Origin of the sequence: Arthrobacter sp. SLBN-112 (assembly GCF_006715225.1) — a bacterium.
Lineage (GTDB): Bacteria > Actinomycetota > Actinomycetes > Actinomycetales > Micrococcaceae > Arthrobacter.
Window position 1 is genome coordinate 1,976,490 of sequence record NZ_VFMU01000001.1, and the last position, 14,571, is coordinate 1,991,060.

15 protein-coding genes are annotated in these 14,571 nt (G+C 65.8%); 13 read left to right on the top strand and 2 right to left on the bottom strand.

Going from position 1 to position 14,571, the window contains the following annotated elements:
- Nucleotides 1-195 precede the first annotated feature (195 nt).
- The 13 genes from sucC (at nt 196) to FBY33_RS09300 (ending at nt 13,769) form a co-directional block, all read left to right on the top strand.
- Nucleotides 196-1,365 (top strand): ADP-forming succinate--CoA ligase subunit beta, encoded by a 1,170-nt coding sequence (gene sucC / locus FBY33_RS09240; RefSeq protein ID WP_142030307.1) that lies wholly within the window; start codon nt 196-198, stop codon nt 1,363-1,365.
- A gap of 12 nt (nt 1,366-1,377) precedes the next feature.
- On the top strand, nt 1,378-2,280 hold the full coding sequence (gene sucD, locus FBY33_RS09245) for a succinate--CoA ligase subunit alpha (protein ID WP_142030308.1): 903 nt from the start codon (nt 1,378-1,380) through the stop codon (nt 2,278-2,280).
- Nucleotides 2,281-2,473: 193 nt separating this feature from the next.
- The gene (locus FBY33_RS09250; RefSeq protein WP_056331197.1) at nt 2,474-3,205 is read left to right on the top strand and encodes a FadR/GntR family transcriptional regulator; all 732 of its coding nucleotides are present in this window, start codon (nt 2,474-2,476) and stop codon (nt 3,203-3,205) included.
- 221 nt (nt 3,206-3,426) lie between these two features.
- Nucleotides 3,427-4,776 carry an MFS transporter gene (locus FBY33_RS09255; protein WP_142030309.1) on the top strand — a complete coding sequence of 450 codons (1,350 nt, stop codon included), beginning with the start codon at nt 3,427-3,429 and terminating at the stop codon, nt 4,774-4,776.
- Nucleotides 4,777-4,785: 9 nt separating this feature from the next.
- Complete coding sequence (locus FBY33_RS09260; RefSeq protein ID WP_142030310.1) at nt 4,786-5,562, top strand: SDR family NAD(P)-dependent oxidoreductase; 777 nt, start codon at nt 4,786-4,788, stop codon at nt 5,560-5,562.
- Between the two features lie 113 nt (nt 5,563-5,675).
- Nucleotides 5,676-6,365 carry a GntR family transcriptional regulator gene (locus FBY33_RS09265; RefSeq protein ID WP_142030311.1) on the top strand — a complete coding sequence of 230 codons (690 nt, stop codon included), beginning with the start codon at nt 5,676-5,678 and terminating at the stop codon, nt 6,363-6,365.
- Between the two features lie 132 nt (nt 6,366-6,497).
- Entirely contained in the window at nt 6,498-7,496 is a 999-nt protein-coding gene (locus tag FBY33_RS09270; protein ID WP_142030312.1) for a sugar phosphate isomerase/epimerase family protein, read from the top strand.
- 46 nt (nt 7,497-7,542) lie between these two features.
- On the top strand, nt 7,543-9,264 hold the full coding sequence (locus tag FBY33_RS09275) for a dihydroxyacetone kinase family protein (RefSeq protein ID WP_142030313.1): 1,722 nt from the start codon (nt 7,543-7,545) through the stop codon (nt 9,262-9,264).
- Between the two features lie 9 nt (nt 9,265-9,273).
- Nucleotides 9,274-9,768, top strand: coding sequence for a ribose-5-phosphate isomerase (locus FBY33_RS09280; protein WP_142030314.1), 495 nt, complete (start codon nt 9,274-9,276; stop codon nt 9,766-9,768).
- Entirely contained in the window at nt 9,765-10,718 is a 954-nt protein-coding gene (locus FBY33_RS09285; RefSeq protein ID WP_142030315.1) for a 3-hydroxyacyl-CoA dehydrogenase family protein, read from the top strand. Before FBY33_RS09280 ends, FBY33_RS09285 begins: the two co-directional genes overlap by 4 nt.
- Before the next feature lie 17 nt (nt 10,719-10,735).
- Complete coding sequence (locus FBY33_RS09290; protein WP_142030316.1) at nt 10,736-11,503, top strand: SDR family NAD(P)-dependent oxidoreductase; 768 nt, start codon at nt 10,736-10,738, stop codon at nt 11,501-11,503.
- A gap of 88 nt (nt 11,504-11,591) precedes the next feature.
- Nucleotides 11,592-12,938: an MFS transporter gene (locus tag FBY33_RS09295; protein ID WP_142030317.1), complete on the top strand. Its 1,347-nt coding sequence runs from the start codon at nt 11,592-11,594 to the stop codon at nt 12,936-12,938.
- 24 nt (nt 12,939-12,962) lie between these two features.
- A complete protein-coding gene (locus tag FBY33_RS09300; RefSeq protein WP_142030318.1) occupies nt 12,963-13,769 on the top strand; it encodes a triose-phosphate isomerase family protein in 807 nt (268 codons plus the stop codon).
- On the opposite strand, the gene FBY33_RS09305 is transcribed toward FBY33_RS09300, so the two are convergent.
- Together FBY33_RS09305 and FBY33_RS09310 are read right to left on the bottom strand one after the other, a co-directional pair.
- Nucleotides 13,727-14,209: an SRPBCC family protein gene (locus FBY33_RS09305; protein ID WP_142030319.1), complete on the bottom strand. Its 483-nt coding sequence runs from the start codon at nt 14,207-14,209 to the stop codon at nt 13,727-13,729. The two genes, FBY33_RS09300 and FBY33_RS09305, sit on opposite strands and share 43 nt — an antisense overlap.
- The gene (locus FBY33_RS09310) at nt 14,209-14,568 is read right to left on the bottom strand and encodes an ArsR/SmtB family transcription factor (RefSeq protein WP_142030320.1); all 360 of its coding nucleotides are present in this window, start codon (nt 14,566-14,568) and stop codon (nt 14,209-14,211) included. The genes FBY33_RS09305 and FBY33_RS09310 overlap by 1 nt, the downstream gene beginning before the upstream one ends.
- Nucleotides 14,569-14,571: the final 3 nt, after the last annotated feature.

Here is a 14,571-nt window from a genome sequence, read left to right on the forward strand (position 1 = left end):
AGTGTGCTTACTCACATAAGAGGTAGTCTGGGACGGCCCGGTCCCTCCAAAGGACTAGAGTTCCCCATGGAGCATTACGCCGCGTGGCTCGTTTCCAGACAGGCCGCCGGTGCGTGCAATCCGCAGCCCGGTCATCGTCTTTTCGATGGTGTCCGACTGTACAGAAACTACTTCGACGTAGAAGGACACTAAACCGTGGACCTGTTTGAATACCAGGCGCGCGATATGTTCGAGGCGCACGGTGTACCCGTGCTTGCCGGCATCGTGGCGTACACCCCAGAAGAAGCAAAGGCAGCTGCCGAGAAGATCGGCGGCGTTACCGTTGTCAAGGCACAGGTCAAGGCAGGCGGCCGCGGCAAGGCCGGCGGCGTCAAGGTGGCAAAGTCCGCCGACGAGGCGTTTGAGCATGCCACCAACATCCTGGGCATGGACATCAAGGGCCACACCGTTAACAAGGTGATGATTGCCCAGGGTGCGGACATCGCGGAGGAGTACTACTTCTCCGTCCTGCTGGACCGGGCCAACCGCAACTACCTGGCCATGTGCTCGGTTGAGGGCGGCATGGAAATCGAACAGCTCGCCGTCGAACGCCCCGAAGCGCTGGCCAAGATCGCCATCGATCCCGCCGTCGGCATCGACCAGGCCAAGGCCGACGAAATCGTCGCAGCCGCCGGCTTCGCCGAGGAACTCCGCGGCAAGGTGGCAGGCGTCATCCTCAAGCTCTGGGACGTCTTCAAGAAGGAAGACGCCACCCTGGTGGAGGTCAACCCGTTGGTCAAGACCGGCAACGGTGACATCGTGGCCCTCGACGGCAAGGTCTCCCTCGACGAGAACGCCGACTTCCGCCACCCCAAGCACGCCGCCCTTGAAGACAAGGACGCCGCAGACCCCCTTGAGGCCAAGGCAAAGGCGCAGGACCTCAACTACGTCAAGCTCGACGGCGAAGTGGGCATCATCGGCAATGGCGCCGGCCTGGTCATGTCCACTCTCGACGTCGTTGCCTACGCAGGCGAGAACCACGGCAACGTCAAGCCTGCCAACTTCCTGGACATCGGCGGCGGAGCCTCGGCAGAGGTCATGGCCGCAGGCCTGGACGTCATCCTGGGCGACGAGCAGGTCAAGTCCGTTTTCGTCAACGTCTTCGGCGGCATCACCGCATGCGACGCCGTCGCCAAGGGCATCGTGGGTGCACTGGCCGAGCTCGGCCACACCGCGAACAAGCCGCTGGTAGTCCGCCTCGACGGCAACAACGTCGAGGAAGGCCGCCGCATCCTGAACGAGGCCAACCACCCGCTGGTTACCCTGGCCGCCACCATGGACGAGGGCGCCGACAAGGCCGCCGAGCTCGCCAACGCAGCGAAGTAAAGGGACGCGACAATGTCTATCTACCTCAACAAGGACTCCAAGGTCATCGTCCAGGGCATCACCGGCGGCGAAGGCACCAAGCACACCGCCCTGATGCTCAAGGCCGGCACCAACATCGTGGGCGGCGTCAACGCCCGCAAGGCCGGCACCACGGTCCTGCACGGCGATAACGAAATCAACGTCTACGGCACCGTCAAGGAAGCCATGGCTGAAACCGGCGCCGACGTCTCCATCGTGTTCGTGCCGCCGGCATTCACCAAGAACGCCGTCGTCGAAGCCATCGAGGCCGGCATCGGCCTGGTGGTGGTCATCACCGAGGGCGTTCCCGTCCAGGACTCCGCCGAATTCTGGGCCCTGGCCCAGTCCAAGCTCGACGCCGATGGCAACCAGGTCACCCGCATCATCGGACCGAACTGCCCCGGCATCATCACCCCCGGCGAGGCCCTGGTTGGCATCACCCCGGCCAACATCACCGGCAAGGGCCCCATCGGCCTGGTCTCCAAGTCAGGCACGCTGACCTACCAGATGATGTACGAACTGCGCGACCTGGGCTTCTCCACCGCCATCGGCATCGGCGGCGACCCCGTCATCGGCACCACGCACATCGACGCCCTGGCCGCGTTCGAGGCTGACCCCGAGACCAAGGCCATCGTCATGATCGGCGAAATCGGCGGTGACGCCGAAGAGCGTGCAGCCGACTTCATCAAGGCCAACGTGACCAAGCCGGTTGTCGGCTACGTCGCCGGCTTCACGGCCCCCGAAGGCAAGACCATGGGCCACGCAGGCGCCATCGTTTCCGGTTCCGCCGGTACCGCCCAGGCCAAGAAGGAAGCGCTCGAGGCCGCCGGCGTCAAGGTCGGCAAGACGCCGTCGGAGACCGCCACGCTGCTCCGCGAGGTCTACGCAGCCCTCTAGCAGTACCGCACAGCGCGGGGCCACTCCCGGCCGGTCCGCCAAGGACCGGCAAGGGGTGGCCCCGCGTTTGCTGTTTAACACACTGTGCTGTTTATCGAACGACGGCGGCCCGGCAGCGGGTGCCCAAGTGCGTCGAGTAATGTTGAGGAAGGAAAATCAGGGCGCCCATGGCGCGCAGGCAGGGGAATGACGGATGGCAGAGAAGCGACCCACCCTGGTCGACGCCGTCGTGGACAAGGTCCTCGAGCACATCCTTAGTGGCGAGATCAAGGCCGACGACGCCCTGCCGCCGGAGGCTGATATCGCCAAGGAGTCCGGTGTCAGCAGGCTGACAGCCCGCGAAGCCATGAAGGTGCTGAAGGCGCAGGACGTCGTGTACGTAAAGCGCGGCCTGGGCACCTTCGTGAACCCGCCCGAGCGCTGGACCGGACTGGACGCGATCATGCGGTCAGCCTCCAGGGGAGTGGCCTCAGACCAGGTGGCGCTTCGTTTGCTCGAAGTCCGCCGCATGGTGGAGACCGGCGCGGCGGAACTCGCCGCCTCCCGCCACCGGCCGGCTGACCTCGCCGCACTGCAGGACAGCGTGGAACAGATGGAAGCGGCACATCACGCCGGCGACGTGGACGCGCTGACCGTGGCCGACATCGCCTTCCACGACACCGTCCTGCGCGCGTCCGGCAACCCGTTCGTGCCGGCCCTGCTTGGCCAGCTGTCCACCCTGCTTTACGCGATGAGGCGCGAAACCTCAGCGTTCCCTGACGTGCAGCGTCACGCCATCCACCATCACAAGATGGTCCTGGCCGCCATTGCGGCCGGGGATCCGGCCACCGCCCGCTCCACCATGGACGCCCACATCACCCAGACCTTCGAGGACTACGAGCGCTACCTCGCCGTGTCCAGCCCCTCCGGAGCAAGTGCCCGTTAGGCCTGTCTGAGCCCCTTCCAACTGGGTATTTGCCTTCTATCGGCATGCCGTCCGGTCCCGTCGGCGCTCGTGTTTGACGCTCCCGGTCCCTGTGATTAGAATCTCATACAGACATCAGACATCTGATATCAATTCCCCCAAAAAATGCCGCCAGCCAAAGGAGCCTTTATGCGCGCGCATTCCCCTTTCGAGGGTTCCCACCCCACACTGGGAGGCCAGCGATGACTTCCCGCGCTGCTGCCCCCGCCCTCAGCGAGCTGGGCGAGACCACCCTCCGCAAGGTTCGCCGGAGGATCATGCCCCTGATCGTCCTGCTGTACTTCATTGCCTACCTTGACCGGAACAATGTCGGCTTCGCCAAGCTCGGCATGCAGGGGGACATCGGCCTCACCGAGGCCGCCTACGGCCTGGGCGCCGGCATCTTCTTCCTCGGTTATGCGCTGCTGGAGATCCCCTCCAACGGCGGCATGTACCGCTATGGCGCCCGCAAGTGGATCGCCCGCATCCTGATCAGCTGGGGCATCTTCGCCACCGCCATGTTCCTGGTGAACGGTGAAGCCACCTTCTACGTGATCCGCTTCCTGCTTGGAGCCGCCGAGGCGGGCTTCTTCCCCGCCATTCTCTTCTACCTGACCCTGTGGTTCCCGGCCGCGCAGCGCGTGACGGTGCTGGGCATCTTCATCCTGGCGCAGCCCATCTCCAACGCCCTCGGCGCCCCGGTGTCCGGCATGCTCCTGAACCTGGAAGGCGTGGCAGGCCTGCACGGCTGGCAGTGGCTCTACATCCTCGAAGGCATTCCCGCCATCCTGCTGGGCATCATCACCCCCTTCGTCATGACGGACCGGCCCGAGCACGCCAAGTGGCTCAAGCCGGAAGAGCGTGAGTGGCTTTCCACCACGATGGCCGCCGAACTTGCCCACAAGCAGAAGTCGGGAAACCACAACTTCCTTGCCGGCCTGAAGGACCCCCGCACCATCGCCTACTCGGCGCTGTACTTCGGCCTGGTCTGCGGCATCTACGGCCTGGGACTGTGGCTGCCCACCATCGTCAAGGCGCTCGGCAAGTTCGACTCGACCCAGGTGGGCTTCATCGTCTTCATCCCGTACGCCATCGCAGCGGTGTTCGTCTACTTCTGGAGCAAGCGCTCGGACCGAACCGGCAACCGCGTGTGGCATGCCAGCGTGAGCATGGTGCTCGCCGCCGTCGGCCTCCTGGGCGCAGGCTTCCTGCTGCCGGTCAACGCCGTGCTGGCCATGGTGTTCCTGACCCTCGCGGCCATGGGCATCTACTCCGCCATCGCGCCGTTCCTCGCCATGCCCTCCGCAGCCCTCACCGGTGCCGCGGCGGCCGCCGGGCTTGCCATGGTCAACTCCCTTGGCAACCTGGGTGGCTTCGTAGCGCCCTACATCGTGGGCATCCTCAAGGACGCCACCGGAAACAGCCAGAGCGGGCTGGTCTTCCTGGCCGCCTGCCTCGCCATCACTGCTGCAGCCACCTACCTTTACGCACGCAAACGGCCGGAAGGTATCTCCGCCCCCGGGGCCACAATTCCTGCCGCCGAAACACACTAGGACACACCAATGACTACACAGCACACCTTTCCCGCAGAACGCACCGCGGTCCTGACCGGGGCCGCATCGGCCCGCGGGATCGGCCGGGCAACTGCAGACCGGCTGGCCAGCGAAGGCTGGTCCATCGCCATCCTGGACATCAATGCCGAGGACGCGAAGGCTGCGGCGGCGGAAATCGGCTCCAGCCGTGCCGTCAAGGCTATCGGCGTGGGCGCCGACGTCTCGGACGAGGCATCGGTGGACCGTGCCATCACGGAGATCGAGCAGGCGCTTCCGCCCATCGTCGGACTGGTCAACCTCGCGGGAATCAGTTCACCCACGCCCTTCATGGAAACCACCGTGGCGGAATGGGACAAGGTCTTCGCCATCAACATGCGCGGCACGTTCCTTGTTTCCCAGCGCGTCCTTCGGGGCATGATCGAGCGCGAAGTCGGGAGGATCGTCAGCATCTCCTCCATCTCGGCCCAGCGCGGCGGCGGCACCTACTCCAAGGTGGCCTACAGTGCGTCGAAAGCCGGCATCCTGGGCTTCACCCGTGCCCTGGCCCGCGAGGTGGGCGGGCACAACATCACCGTGAACGCCATCGCCCCGGGGCCGATCGATACGGACATCATGGGCGGAGCGCTGACGGACGAGCGCAAGGCCCAGATGTCCGAGGGGATCATGATGGGCCGGGTGGGAACCCGTGAGGAAGTGGCCGCACTGATCGCGTTCCTGCTTGGCGAGGATGCCGGTTACATCACCGCCGCCACCTATGACATCAACGGCGGCCTGCAGGTTTCCTGACCACCGCTTCCTGCTGGTGCCGTGCTGCCGCCTGGCCGCACGGCACCAGCAGGCGTGCCCGGGACCACCTCATCCACGCGCTCCCGCGCATCTTCCGGCTATAGGATTTCTACATGGCAACCAAAAACAAGGCCACCGGCGGCGTGAGCAGGCAGGTCCTCGCCGACCACGTTTATGAGGCGCTTCTTGTTGCCCTGATGGACGGCCGGCTGGAAGCCGGCACCCCGGTCAGCATCGACGGGATGGCCAGGGAACTGGACGTTTCCCCGACGCCGGTACGCGAGGCGCTCGCCCGGCTGGAAGCGACCGGGATGGTGCGGAGGATGGCCCTGCGGGGCTACCGCGTGGCCCCGCTGTTTTCCCCGGAGGAACTTGCCGATCTCATGGACGCCCGCCTGGTCATCGAACCGGCCAATGCGTTCATGGCCTGCAAGCATGCGGACCCGCAACTGACAGGGCAGCTGGAGCAGGCCATCGAGGACCTGAAGGCAGCGCCCCGTGGGCCGTCCTTCGCGGAGTTCCGCGCCTACTGGGAAGCCGACGAACGCTTCCACCGGCTCATCGCCGAGTCCGCCGACAACCAGTTCCTGCTGTCCGCCTACAATGCGCTGGGCGGCCAGGTGCAGCGCTTCCGCTTCTTCGGCGGCCTGGGCGTGACGGATGCCGACTATGCCATCTCCGAGCACACCGAAATCCTCAAGGCTTTCGAAGCCGGCAACGCCGCGCTTGCCCGGCAAAAGATGATCGACCACATTGAAGGCGTCAAGCAGCGCTCGCAGCACGACAGCGAAGTGCGCAGCTAGCACGCCCATGAGGGCCACCTTAAAGGCCCTCCCTTCACCAGCTTCCGCAGGGGAGCGACAAACAACCCCCTTGACAGGACCCAAGCAAGGCGTAGATCCTATAGGAAATGCGATTCTAGATCTGGAGTGACAATGCCGTACACCGCTGAAAACTGGCCCATTGCTGCTGCCCTGCTGCAGTTCCCGGGCACCAAGCCGGACGGAACCGCCGTCCAGGACGCCCCCGCCAGCGAATGGCAGCAGGTATTCGAGGAAGTGGCAGACGCCGGCTTCACCAACGCCGACCTCACCGACAGCTGGGTGCGCCCCGGCGACCTCTCGACCGCCCGCCTGGACGAACTGAAGGCTGCCGCCACAGCCGCCGGCCTGGGGCTTCCCTCCATCTCCGCCATCCGCCGCAGCGTGATCGAAGAAGGCAAGTGGGAGGAAAACCTGGCCTACACGCACCGGACCCTCGAGGCCGCTGCGCAGCTCGGTTGCGAGGTGGTCTCGATCGGCCTGCACCAGGCCATCACCCCGGAGCAGCAGAAGCAGCTCTGGTTCTGGACCGTCGAGGGCCACAAGGACCCGGCAGGGGACAAGGAAACCTGGAACAACGCCGTCACCCGCATCCGCGAAGTGGGCAAGCACGCCGCCGAACTGGGGCTCCTGGTCTCGCTGGAGATGTACGAGGACACCTACCTTGGCACCGCAGACTCCTCGGTCCAGCTGGTCCAGGACATCGACCTGCCCAACGTTGGCTTGAACCCGGACCTGGGCAACCTGATCCGCCTGCACCGCCCCATCGAGGACTGGCGCGAACTGGTCCACAAGACGCTGCCCTACTCCAACTACTGGCACGTCAAGAACTACATCCGTGACGAGGATCAGGCCCGGGACCACTACGTTGCCATGCCGGCGCCCATGGAATCCGGCCTCATCAGCTACCGCGAGGCCTTCCAGTTCGCCATCTCGGTGGGCTTCCAGGGCATCATCTGCACCGAGCACTACGGCGGCGACGGCCTCAGCGTCACGGCCGCCAACCAGGACTACCTGCGCCGGCAGGTCCTCCCGAAGCGGGACAGCTACGCACTGGGCACCAGCCTGGTGGCCCAGGGCCGGCAGACCCCGGCGGCCGTTCCGGCTCGCTAGGCACCGGCAGGCATCCCAACCGACCCAACCGGTTCAACGAGGAATCATGACAAAGATATTTGACGATCCAGCGCAGTTCGCTGACGACGCCCTCGACGGCTTCGTTGCAGCCAACCGCCAGTACGTGGCCCGCGTGGACGGCGGTGTTGTCCGCTCCACCGAATCACCCGACGGCCAGGTGGCAGTGGTCATTGGCGGCGGTTCCGGCCACTACCCGGCCTTCGCCGGCCTGGTGGGGGCCGGGCTTGCCGCCGGAAGCGCTTGCGGCAACATGTTTGCTTCCCCCTCCGCCGGGCAGGTGTACCGGGTGGCCAAAGCTTCCCAGACCGGCGGCGGTGTCCTCCTCAGCTACGGCAACTATGCAGGCGACGTGCTCCACTTCGGCCAGGCGCAGGAGAAGCTGAACGCTGAAGGCATCGAAACCCGCACCGTGCTGGTGACCGATGACATCGCCAGCGCGCCCCTTGAAGAGATCGGCAAGCGCCGCGGCATCGCCGGTGACCTTACCGTCTTCAAGGTGGCCGGCGCGGCCGCAGAGGCCGGGCTGGACCTGGACGAGGTGGAGCGGCTCGCCATCAAGGCCAACCACCACACCCGCTCGCTCGGCGTGGCCTTCGCCGGCTGCACCCTCCCCGGCGCAGGCGAGCCCCTCTTCACCGTGCCGGAAGGCATGATGTCGGTGGGACTGGGGATCCACGGCGAACCCGGGATCTCCGAACAGCCCCTGCCCAGCGCCAGCGAACTCGCCAAGCTGCTGGTGGACGGACTGCTGAAGGACAAGCCGGACGCCGCAGGCCAACGCGTGGTACCCATCCTCAACGGACTGGGCACGGTCAAGTACGACGAACTCTTCCTGCTGTTCGGAAAAGTCGAGGCCTTGCTCACCGCTGCCGGGCTGGACATCGTCGAGCCGGAGTGCGGTGAACTGGTGACCAGCCTGGACATGTCCGGCCTGTCCCTGACGCTGTTCTGGCTGGATGAGGAACTGGAGAAGTTCTGGGCCGCGCCGGCTGACACCCCTGCCTTCCGCAAGGGCAACCTGGCGCCGCGCCGGGCACGGACGGTGGAGTCCCTGGCTGAGGCTGCCACAGCGCCCGCGCTGGCAGCAACCCGGGCGTCCACCGCCCTGGCCGCCACGGCGGTGGGTGCGCTGAAGGAGGCGCGCGCCGTCGTCGTCGAACACGAGGAGGCACTCGGAAAGCTGGACGCCATCGCCGGGGACGGCGACCACGGCATCGGCATGCGGCGCGGCGTGGACGCGGCCGTTGCTGCAGCGGAGAAGTCCCACGCCGGCGGAGCCGGCCTGGAGGAAGTCCTCGCGGCGGCGGGGGAGCAGTGGGCCGAGCGCGCCGGCGGTACCTCCGGTGCCCTATGGGGCGCGGCAGTCACCGCCGTCGGCAGGACCCTTGGCAGCAAGGATGCCTATACCGCGGCAGACGCAGCGGCGGCGGTTAATGCCCTTCGCGACGCCATCATCACCCTGGGCAAGGCCGAAGCCGGAGACAAGACCATGGTGGACGCGCTGCTTCCGTTCGCTGACACCTTCGCCAAGGCAATTGACGACGGCGGCAGCCTGGCCGGCAGCCTTCGTGCGGCGGCGGAGGCGGCGGCAGAGGCCGCTGACGCGACTGCCGCGCTCAGCCCAAAGAAAGGCCGTGCCCGGCCGCTGGCCGAAAAGAGCCTGGGCCACCCTGATCCCGGGGCAGTGTCCTTCGGCCTCATCGCCCGCCGGGTGGCCGACTACGCCGCTTCGATTGAAAGCAACTAAGGAGACCCCATGACCGAGAACACCCAGCCAGGCTGGCGCATCGTCGTCGGCAACGACGAAGCCGGCGTGGAATACAAGAATGCCCTGCGCGAACTGCTGGAGGCGGACCCCCGCGTTGCGTCGGTGGAGGACGTAGGAGTCGGCGCCGACGACTCCACGGCCTACCCGCACCTGGCCGTCGCCGCAGCCCGTAAGGTGGCCGCCGGCGAAGCGGACCGCGCGCTGTTGATCTGCGGCACCGGCCTGGGCGTGGCCATTTCGGCCAACAAGGTACCGGGCATCCGGGCGGTCACGGCCCACGACAGCTACTCCGTGGAACGCTCCGTGCTGTCCAACAACGCGCAGGTGCTGACCATGGGCCAGCGCGTCATCGGCCTGGAACTGGCCAAGAGGCTGGTGGGCGAGTGGCTCAACTACCGCTTCGATGAAAACTCCGCATCCGCGGCAAAAGTAGACGCCATCTGCTCCTATGAGGGCGCGTCGGAAGGACTTGAAACCAAATGAGCATCCGTAACATCGCCGTTGTCGGCTCCGGCTACATGGGCGGCGGAATCGCCCAGGTCCTGGCGCTCGCCGGAGCCCGCGTGGCACTGGCGGACGTCTCCGCCGAAATCGCCCAGAGCAACTACGAGCGCCTGCTGAAGGAATCCGACGAGTTCGTCGCGGCCGGCCTGTTCCCTGCGAACGCTACCGACATGCTCAAGGAAAACCTCTGGGCAGCCAAGGACATCGAAGAAGCCGTGGCCAGCGCCGAGTACATCGAGGAGGCAGTGCCGGAGGTCCTGGAAATCAAGCACGCCACCCTGGGCAGGATCAGCGCCGCCGCCCGCCCCGATGCCATCATCGGCTCCAACACTTCCACCATCTCCATCGCCAAGCTGGCCGAGGTGGTGGACAACCCGGAGCGCTTCCTGGGCGTCCACTTCTCCAACCCGGCCCCGTTCATCCCCGGCGTGGAAGTCATCCCGCACGAAGGAACTTCCGAGGCAACGGTCCAGGCCGCCCGCACCATCGTGGGGGAGACCGGCAAGGAAACAGCCACCGTCAAGGACGTCACCGGCTTCGTGCTGAACCGGCTCCAGTACGCCCTCTTCCACGAAGCCGCCCAGGTTGTGGAGGAAGGCATCGCCACAGCCGAGGACGTGGACACCATGGTCCGCACCACCTTTGGCTTCCGGCTGCCGTTCTTCGGGCCGTTCGCGATCGCTGACATGGCGGGCCTGGACGTGTACGCCTTCTGCTACAAGTCCCTTCAGACCGGCTTCCCAGAGCGGTTCGCCACGCCCAAAATCCTTCAGGAGAAGGTCGACGCCGGCCAGCTGGGTACCAAGACCGGCTCCGGCTTCCTGGACGTCCCGGCTGACCGGACCGCTGCCCTGGTTGCTTACCGGAACAAGGCGTACGTCGCCATGCAAAAGCTCATTGAAGAGCTGGGCCCGGCCCCGCTTTCCTGATCAGAAGGAACACCTCCATGACAGCATTCCCCACGGACCGCACGGTAATCGTCACCGGTGCCGTCTCAGAACGCGGCATCGGCCGGGCCACCGCGGACTACCTGGCAGAGCGCGGCTGGAACATCGGCGTGATCGACCTCGATGACGCCGCCAGCAAGGCGGTGGCCAAAGAACTCGCCGAAAAACACGGCGTCAAGGCCCACGGTGCCGGCGCGAACGTCAGCGACGAAGCATCCGTCCGCGCGGCCATCGACGAGATTGAAGCCGAACTTCCGCAGTTGGTGGCCCTGGCCAATATCGCGGGCGTCAGTTCCCCCGTGCCGTACCTGGAGCTGGACGCCGCCGAATGGGACCGCGTGCTCAGCATCAACATGAACGGGGTGCACTACGCAACCCGCCGCGCTGCCGAATCGATGGCCAGGAACCGGCTGGGGCGGATCGTGAACATCTCCTCCGTCTCCGCCCAGCGCGGCGGCGGCACCTTCAGCAAGACCCCGTACTCCGTGGCCAAGGCCGGCGTCATCGGCCTGACCCGCGCCACCGCCCGTGAACTGGGGGAGTACGACATCACCGTCAACGCCATCTCGCCGGGCCCGATCGACACCGACATCATGGGCGGCACGCTGAGCGAGGAACGCAAGGATGAGCTGGTCAAGGACCTGGTGGTGAACCGCGTGGGCAGCCCCCGTGACGTCGCGGCCGCCATCCATTTCCTGATTGGCGAAGACGCCGGCTACATCTCCGGCCAGACGCTGAACGTCGACGGCGGACTGTACATGCACTGATGGCACCCCGCCGGGCGCCACCACTTAAAGCCTGCGGCCCGCCGGGCTGCAGTAAAACCATCAATGTCACCACTCGAAGGAGAGTGTTGTGTCCGAAACCACCGCAACATCCAAGGAACTTCTGGCCCGCCCGGTCCTGAAGTCCGCAATCTTCAAGGCGGCCCGCCGGCTCATGCCGATGCTGGTCATCCTGTACGTCGTTTCGTTCCTGGACCGCACCAACGTCGGCTTTGCCGAAGCGGCCCTGGGGGCGGACAAGGGAGTGTCCGCCGCGGCCTTCGCCCTGGGCGCAGGAATCTTCTTCATTGGCTACGCGATCTTCGAGATCCCCAGCAACCTGCTGCTCAAGAAGGTCGGCGCCAAGATTTGGCTTGCCCGCATCGCCATCACCTGGGGCATCGTCTCGGCGTGCTTCGCCTTCGTCCAGGGCGAGACCTCGTTCGTGATCCTGCGTTTCCTCCTCGGCGTGACTGAGGCCGGCCTCTTCCCTGGCGTGATCATGTACCTCGCCGAATGGTTCCCGAACAAGGTGCGCGTCCAGATGTTCGCCATCTTCTACCTGGCCCAGCCGTTCTCCCAGATGATCGGCAACCCGCTGTCGGGCTGGCTGATCAACATCGGCGACCAGGTGCCGGGCCTGCGCGGCTGGCAGGTGATGTTCTTCGTTGAAGGCATGCTGGCCGTCCTGGCGGGTATCGCCGCGTTCTTCTTCCTCATCAACGGTCCTGAAAAGGCGAAGTTCCTTAACCGGGAGGAGAAGTACGCACTGAAGGAAGTCATGGCACTTGAGGACAACATCAAGGACGAACACGGTCCCCGGGGCATCCTCGCCGCCATGCGCAACGGCCGCGTCTGGTACTTCACCGCCATATACTTCTGCCTGCAGATCGCCGTCTACGGCGTGACGTTCTTCCTGCCGCAGCAGGTCTCCTCGCTGACCGGGCAAAAGGTGGGACTCGCCGTCGGCCTGCTGATCGCCGTCCCGTGGTTCTTCGGCATCTTCTCCTGCTACTTCATTGGCAAGGCCGCGGACACCGTGGCCAAACGGCGGAAGTTCGGCACCATCCTGTTCATCTCCACCGGCCTGTGCATCTTCGGCTCCGCCTGGGCAGGAACCAACCACCAGCCGGTCATCGGCATGGTCTTCATTACCCTGGCGGTCTGCAGCTTCCTGGCCGTGGGCCCTGTTGTCTGGTCCTATCCCACCGCGTTCCTGGCCGGCTCCGCGGCCGCGGCGGGCATTGGCCTGATCAACTCGCTGGGCAACCTGGGCGGGTTTGTTGCACCCATCCTCCGGACCGCCGTCAACGAGGCCACACACTCACCCACCGGCTCCATGGGCGTTTACGCCCTGGGCGTCCTGCCCTTCGTGGCTGCAGCGATGATGTACGCCACCAAGCGGTTCAAGAACAGGGCCGACGACCTGCTCGACTGAGCACCACAAGTAAGAGGAAACCCAATGCGCACCTCCGGCAGCAGCACAGGCAACGACACCGTCTTCGTCGGTGTCAGCACCAAAATGTACCTGGGATACCAGGCAAGCCTGCGCTGGCTGTCGGAGGTGCGCTCCGTTGTGGACGAAAGACCCGGACTCGGCAAGGACTCCCCGGTCCGGGTCTTCGTCATCCCTTCCTTCCCCGTACTGGAGCCGGCCGCGCGGATCCTGGCCGGCTCGCCCGTCCTGCTGGGCGCACAAAACTGCGCCTGGGGAGACGGGCCCTTGACCGGCGAAGTGAGTCCCGGCATGCTGGCCGAGCTCGGCGTCACGCTGGTCGAAATCGGCCACGCAGAACGCCGCCGGCTGTTCGCCGAGGACGACGCCGTGGTGGCGCGCAAGGTGCGTGCCGCCGTCGGGCATTCGCTCACCCCGCTGCTGTGCATCGGTGAGCCGGATATGCTCGACGCCGGGGCTGCCGCTGACTTCTGCGCCGGGCAGGTCCATGCCGCCACCGGCGGGGACCCCGCACTGCTGGAACGCCTGGTGCTGGCCTACGAACCTGTGTGGGCCATCGGCGCCGAGGCGCCCGCTCCGCCGCACCACATCAACGCTGTGCTTGCCCTGCTCCATGCCGAACTGGGTGCGGGCTGCCCCCTGATCTACGGCGGCAGCGCCGGGCCCGGGCTGCTGCCCCAGCTCCCCGCCGCAGACGGGCTCTTCCTGGGCCGCTTTGCCCACGACGCCGGAAACCTGGGCCGAGTACTGGACGAGGCCCTTGCCTTAACTCAGACCCGCGCCCCGGCCAGCAATTCCTCAAGCCGCTCGTAGCCTTCGCTCATGCCGCCCTCCATGCCGGACTGCGCCATGCCGTCGCGCGCCTCCTGACTGGGGTAGACGGAGTGGCCCCGAAGCCGGGTCCGCCCGTTGCCCAGGTCCTCAAACGTCATGAAATCCAGGCTGACCACATCCGGGTACCCGCCGAACTCAAACGTCTGGATGGCGAATTCGTTGTCCCGCACGGTGTGGAAGATGCCCTTGAACTCGTAGGCCACCCCGTCCGGCCCCGTGTGCAGGTAGCTGTAGCTGCCGCCCGTGCGGAAGTCGTAGTGGCCGATCTCCATCTTCATGCCCCGCGGGCCCAGCCACTGGACAACGAGGTCCGGCTCTTTGTGCGCGCGGAACACGTCCGCGACCGGGAAATCGAACTCGCGCTCGAAATCGATGAAGGGGACGCCCTCGGGAACGCTGAGTTTCAGGGAATTGCTCATCATGACTCCTTGGAGGATTGATCACCGCTGTCCGCGGTGTTTGATCTAAGGACGGCGTCGAGGCTGCGGAACTGCCCTTCACGCACCAACCGGTAGCGGTCGATCCATGCGGTCAGCGCTTCAAGCCGGTCCGGGTTGAGGTGGACGGGCCTGCGCTGCGCGTCCCTGCTTCGGGTCACCAGTTCCGCCTGCTCGAGCACCTGGATATGTTTCGAAACCGCCTGCTTGGAGATCTCGAACGGTTCTGCCAATTCGTTCACTGTTGCCGGGCCCCGGCTGAGCCGGGCAATGATGCTCCTCCGCACGGGATCTGCCAGGGCCATGAAGGCCGAGTCCAAGGCCGCACTTTCAGAGTTCATTCG

Coding starts and splice junctions, on each gene's coding strand:
- sucD (WP_142030308.1), top strand. CDS start 1,378: ATGTCTATCTACCTCAACAAGGACTCCAAGGTCATCGTCCAGGGCATC.
- FBY33_RS09250 (WP_056331197.1), top strand. CDS start 2,474: ATGGCAGAGAAGCGACCCACCCTGGTCGACGCCGTCGTGGACAAGGTC.
- FBY33_RS09255 (WP_142030309.1), top strand. CDS start 3,427: ATGACTTCCCGCGCTGCTGCCCCCGCCCTCAGCGAGCTGGGCGAGACC.
- FBY33_RS09260 (WP_142030310.1), top strand. CDS start 4,786: ATGACTACACAGCACACCTTTCCCGCAGAACGCACCGCGGTCCTGACC.
- FBY33_RS09265 (WP_142030311.1), top strand. CDS start 5,676: ATGGCAACCAAAAACAAGGCCACCGGCGGCGTGAGCAGGCAGGTCCTC.
- FBY33_RS09270 (WP_142030312.1), top strand. CDS start 6,498: ATGCCGTACACCGCTGAAAACTGGCCCATTGCTGCTGCCCTGCTGCAG.
- FBY33_RS09275 (WP_142030313.1), top strand. CDS start 7,543: ATGACAAAGATATTTGACGATCCAGCGCAGTTCGCTGACGACGCCCTC.
- FBY33_RS09280 (WP_142030314.1), top strand. CDS start 9,274: ATGACCGAGAACACCCAGCCAGGCTGGCGCATCGTCGTCGGCAACGAC.
- FBY33_RS09285 (WP_142030315.1), top strand. CDS start 9,765: ATGAGCATCCGTAACATCGCCGTTGTCGGCTCCGGCTACATGGGCGGC.
- FBY33_RS09290 (WP_142030316.1), top strand. CDS start 10,736: ATGACAGCATTCCCCACGGACCGCACGGTAATCGTCACCGGTGCCGTC.
- FBY33_RS09300 (WP_142030318.1), top strand. CDS start 12,963: ATGCGCACCTCCGGCAGCAGCACAGGCAACGACACCGTCTTCGTCGGT.
- FBY33_RS09305 (WP_142030319.1), bottom strand. CDS start 14,209: ATGAGCAATTCCCTGAAACTCAGCGTTCCCGAGGGCGTCCCCTTCATC.
- FBY33_RS09310 (WP_142030320.1), bottom strand. CDS start 14,568: ATGAACTCTGAAAGTGCGGCCTTGGACTCGGCCTTCATGGCCCTGGCA.